We start from the raw sequence: 5,000 nt of genomic DNA, 5'->3' as shown, positions 1-5,000 counted from the left end.
AGTTACTAACCACTCGCTTGTTCGATCTCTACGCGTCTTTGTGGCGCTCAGTTATAATAGCATTATAACTATTTGATGTCAACTAGTATTTCACATTTTTAAAAATACTATGCACATCCGCACATCTTAAGCAATCTTCCTGACCATAGATTAAGTATTTTGTTGGTCTTACTCACATCATTACTATATGCATTATAACCTAAAGTGTTCCTATGTCAGCGTGATATTAGGATAATCCACCGACTCCGTGCTATATCACATATTAAGCAACTACTTACCCGCATTGATTTCCTCCAACTTCGGTGCCACTTAGCCCCCAGCCATTGCCCAATAAAATATGCTCCAGCTAACATGAGATATGTGCTTATTTCCCATCCAAGACCCAATTGTATACGAAGAAACATCATCAATGGAACCGGCAAATGAATGGCTAAAAACCATTGACCTGAGAACTTTTTCACGTTCTCCCTCCAATATCCAAACGGGATATTGAGCAAGATCACTAGAATTAAAACTCTGCTCAAGGCAACAGTCCCCCTCTTAATTTACAAAGAAACTTTCCGCAAACAAACAAATCTTTTCATATTTATGTTTACGAAACCCATTCTTACAATATACATAAGAGGGTGACATTTGTAAGAGGAGTGTGCTGCAAATGCTTAATCGGCCAATAATCGTATTTATCCGTAAATCATGGATTTTGGGGGCAATAATAACCTTGATTATTCTAGTTCTTGGAGCCGGTTCATTAAAATTAACATCAGTCTTCTCTTCCGGTCTAAAAGATAAAGTCATTGTTATTGACCCAGGACACGGGGGTGCTGATCCTGGAGCCCAGAATTCAGGGATTAAGGAAAAAGACGTAAATTTAGATATTTCTTTACGCCTGGGTAAAGTCTTAGAGTCTAAAGGATGTAAAGTTATTCTAACCCGCGAGGTTGATAAGGACTTTTTTCTGCCGGGGTTTGTCAAAGGACGGATGGCTAAGCGAGCCGAATTAGACAACCGGATTAACATCGCCACTGAAAATAATGCCGATTTATTTATTAGCGTCCACGCCAACAGCTTCTCAAAGCGAAATTCGTATGGAATGGAAACCTATTACCATCTGAAATCCTCATCCGGAAAAGCACTCGCCGAAAAAATTCATGAACAACTCACTCAGGTCCAACCCGACAATAAGCGCAAAGCTAAAGCCGGTGATTATTACATAATCAATCAAGAGGAAATTCCAGCTGTCATTGTTGAGGTAGGATTCATCTCTAATCCCAAAGAAAGGAAATTACTATTATCAGAAGATTACCGCAACTCAGTGGCTAATGCCATAGGAACGGGAGTTGAACAGTTCTTCACTGCCTTTCCGATGGGGGTACGGGAAAGCTCACCAACTGTTGCACAAGATGGGCCGCCCTTAATAAGTGACAATACCTATAAACTCTACTTTGCCAACGACAATTTAGAAAACCTCGTACCCGAAGATCGCCAAATAAACCCATCAGTATGGCCAAAACTTGATCTTGCTCAAAAAGCGAGCCTCGTTATGAGTGAACTCATACAAGGCCCTCTATCCAGTAAACTGATTCCCACTATAGCCCCGACAACCAAAATCCTTTCCGTTACTACTCAAAATGGCCTTGTTACGATCGACTTCAGTAAGGATATTCGGGATCAGTTTCCTGGCGGAGCTTTAGAGGAGAGTATGACCATTCGCTCAATCATATGGTCAATGACCCAAATTCCGGGAATTAACAGCGTTCGTATTTTGGTGAATGGGGAATTTGGCGAGTCCATTGGCGGGCATATCCTCTTAGACCGTACATTTAGTCCTCAACTTGGCGTTTAGACAGGCTGCACATAAAATTCGATTTCATAGCGATCACTTAACCAATTTGCCTTCCATTCATCCAATAACAAGACAGCATAATTTTCATCCTTATCAACCACGACAGTACTCATACTGGACTCAGTAAGAAGTTTGATCGTCTTTTCATCCTTTTTAACCCATCGCACAATTTCAAAAGGTAAGTGTTGAATATTAACATGCACCCCATACTCCTCACGCAATCGGTATTCTAACACCTCAAACTGCAATTGTCCGACAACACCAATGATCGGAGCCTCAACCCCTATATGCAGGTCACGAAAAACGTGGATAGCTCCCTCTTCCTGCAGTTCCTGTATACCTTTAATGAATTGCTTGCGCTTCAAGGCATTCGCAATGTTAATACGGGCAAAGTTTTCAGGGCTGAAGAAAGGCATTGCTTCAAATTCAAGTCCGTCCTTTTCTGTAAGAACATCCCCAATCCTTAAAAGTCCGCTATCATGCACTCCAATAATGTCGCCGGCATAGGCCTCGTCGAGAATAGACCGTTCCTGAGCGAATAGCTGTTGAGGCTGGGCAAGCCGAAGCCGACGATGAGAACGCGTGTGAATCACGTTCATGCCCCGTTCATAGCGGCCTGTACAAATACGGATGAAGGCTATTCGGTCTCTATGCTGGGTATTCATATTCGCTTGGATCTTAAAGATATATCCCGAAAAGCTGGGAGTTTCCGGATCTAATATTCCTGAATTTGTATTTCTGGCTTGTGGTGCGGGAGCAAGTTCCAGAAAATAATGCAAAAAATTGGGAACCCCAAAGTTATTGAGAGCACTTCCAAAAAAGACGGGTGTCACTTCCCCACGGTCCACTCGTTCTTGGGAGAACGTATTTCCTGCCAAATCCAGAAGTTCAATTTCCTCCAGCAGCTGATTGACAAGATCTTCCCCGATCCCTTCCTGTACCAGGGGATCACTGAGCGGACCAGATACCGGTGGTTTAGCGCTGGATCGTGCGTTTCCTTCCATAAAGCGCTCAACCTGTCCTGTCTGGCGGTCATATATGCCCTTAAAATCCTGACCCATACCGATCGGCCAATTCATAGCATAAGATTCAATCCCCAAGACCTTTTCTACTTCATCCATCAAATCATAGGGATCTTTAGCTTCACGGTCAAACTTATTAATAAAGGTGAAAATCGGAATCCCACGTTTACGGCAAACCTCAAAGAGTTTCTTGGTCTGGGTCTCAACCCCTTTTGCCGCGTCAATCAGCATCACGGCACTATCCGCCGCAGTCAGAGTTCGGTAGGTATCCTCACTAAAATCCTGGTGCCCAGGTGTATCAAGGATATTAATGACAAATCCCTGGTACTTAAATTGAAGGGCACTGGACGTAATGGAAATCCCACGCTGCCTCTCAAGCTCCATCCAATCCGAAGTAGCATAGCGTTCCGCTTTCCGAGCTTTCACTGAACCAGCTTCACGAATTGCTCCGCCAAAAAGGAGCAACTTTTCAGTCAAGGTTGTTTTTCCTGCATCCGGATGAGAAATAATCGCAAAGGTTTTTCGGGAAGCAATTTCTGATTTTAAATCCGTTTGGTTCAATGTTTTAACTCCTTAAACTAATCTTTTGTCATACATCATATTCTAACATTCCATTGTTTTTCAATTAGTATAAGAATTAATTATACACGATATTGTTTATATCCTCAATTGTCAGACGTTTAATTGTCCCTCTCACTTAAACAGGTTGACTTTCAGGATATTGACAAAACAAACCTCATGGTTGTCGGGGGCAAAGGCACGAACCTGGGGGACCTTGCCAAGATTGCAGGAATACGCGTGCCGGATGGCTGGCTTTTGTATTTCTACTGAAGCTTTTAGGATTTACCGAGCGGGCAGTAATTTACCGCCTGCAAAATAGCTTCAACCACCGTAAAGTCCACCTGTCTAGGCAGCAGAGACTGGCACCTAAAAAATCAGGACTACCCGTTTTGGCGGATGGCCCTGATTGTGCGTTAGGAATAAAAACATTTATCTCTGATCACTGATAGTAGCATCACTGTTGTTCGCAGACAGGTCAACCAATGGATCATAAGGAGGGCCGGTGATCGTGCCAACCAACAATGCTATATCTACTGCATTTTCCGGGCTGCCCCATGAATTACCTGATAAAACTACAACTGCTCTGTCGACAACAAATCCTCGGGTATTATAAACTACATTATCAATGATATATCCAGTCGTATTGGGGTTCAGATATGCCGGCTGTCTCAGAAAATAAAAAATATTATTTTGAACTGTCAAATCCTGCATATTATTCGCTTGTGTCAAGAATCCGCGATTTACAACCCAGGTATCTGACGATCCAGCTTGAGGCGGGCCATAAATATAGTTGTTAATAAGCTTGTGATGGTTTCCTCCAAGCTGAATAAACTCAACCGCATACGGATTATCGCTGGTAATCGTCAAGCCATCTATGGTCACCCCGCTACCCGTGACAACGAAAGCTATTATCGCAGCCTGCAGTTCAATCAGCGTATTAGGATACCCTTTCAGAGTTACTCCTGCTTTATTCACCGATATTGTCCCGGTAATCGGATAAGTCCCGCCCAGGATATGAACGGTTCCTGTCGGCGATACAGCTGTGACACCTTGTTGTATCGTTCCAAACGGACTGGCTTGTGTGCCGTTTCCACCGACTGCCCCAGCTTGAACATAGACGGCAAATGGATTAGGCTCGAATGTTCCGGTAGCACCGGTTGCGCCAGTGAGACCGGTAGTACCCGTTGCGCCAGTGGCGCCAGTGGCACCGGCGGCGCCGGTTGCACCAGTGGGACCGATAGCGCCCGTTGCGCCAGTGGGACCAGTAATACCCGTAGTACCCGTTGCACCAGTAGGGCCAGTAGTACCCGTTGCGCCAGTAGGGCCACCGAATTCTCCAGCAGGACCAGTGGCACCAGTAGCGCCAGTAGGCCCCGTCGGACCGCCAGGTTCTCCTGCTGAACCTGTAGCTCCTGTTGCTCCGATTTCTCCGGTTGAACCTGTGGCTCCCGTTGCTCCTGTTGCCCCGGCTGAACCTGTGGCTCCTGTGGCCCCCGTTTCTCCGGCTGAACCTGTGGCTCCCGTTGCTCCTGTTGCCCCGGCTGAACCTGTGGCTCCTGTGGCCCCCGTTTCTC

Annotated in this window: 2 protein-coding genes and 2 pseudogenes; 2 read left to right on the top strand and 2 right to left on the bottom strand. The window is 45.1% G+C overall.

Annotated features, from left to right (window positions below; genetic code table 11):
- Positions 1 to 655: 655 nt before the first annotated feature.
- A complete protein-coding gene (locus DESYODRAFT_RS07770) occupies positions 656 to 1,843 on the top strand; it encodes an N-acetylmuramoyl-L-alanine amidase (protein WP_007781482.1) in 1,188 nt (395 codons plus the stop codon).
- On the opposite strand, the gene DESYODRAFT_RS07765 is transcribed toward DESYODRAFT_RS07770, so the two are convergent.
- Entirely contained in the window at positions 1,840 to 3,426 is a 1,587-nt protein-coding gene (locus DESYODRAFT_RS07765; protein ID WP_007781480.1) for a peptide chain release factor 3, read from the bottom strand. The genes DESYODRAFT_RS07770 and DESYODRAFT_RS07765 overlap by 4 nt on opposite strands.
- A gap of 177 nt (positions 3,427 to 3,603) precedes the next feature.
- Between DESYODRAFT_RS07765 and DESYODRAFT_RS29910 the strand changes: the two are divergent.
- A pseudogene (locus DESYODRAFT_RS29910) lies at positions 3,604 to 3,706 on the top strand (PEP/pyruvate-binding domain-containing protein); the annotation flags it as partial.
- A 149-nt stretch (positions 3,707 to 3,855) separates the two neighbouring features.
- Here DESYODRAFT_RS29910 and DESYODRAFT_RS27160 read toward each other — a convergent pair.
- Positions 3,856 to 5,000, bottom strand: a pseudogene (locus DESYODRAFT_RS27160) (collagen-like triple helix repeat-containing protein); the annotation flags it as partial.

This window comes from Desulfosporosinus youngiae DSM 17734 (assembly GCF_000244895.1).
GTDB classification, from domain to species: Bacteria; Bacillota; Desulfitobacteriia; order Desulfitobacteriales; family Desulfitobacteriaceae; genus Desulfosporosinus; species Desulfosporosinus youngiae.
This window is presented reverse-complemented; position numbering and strand designations above follow the sequence as displayed.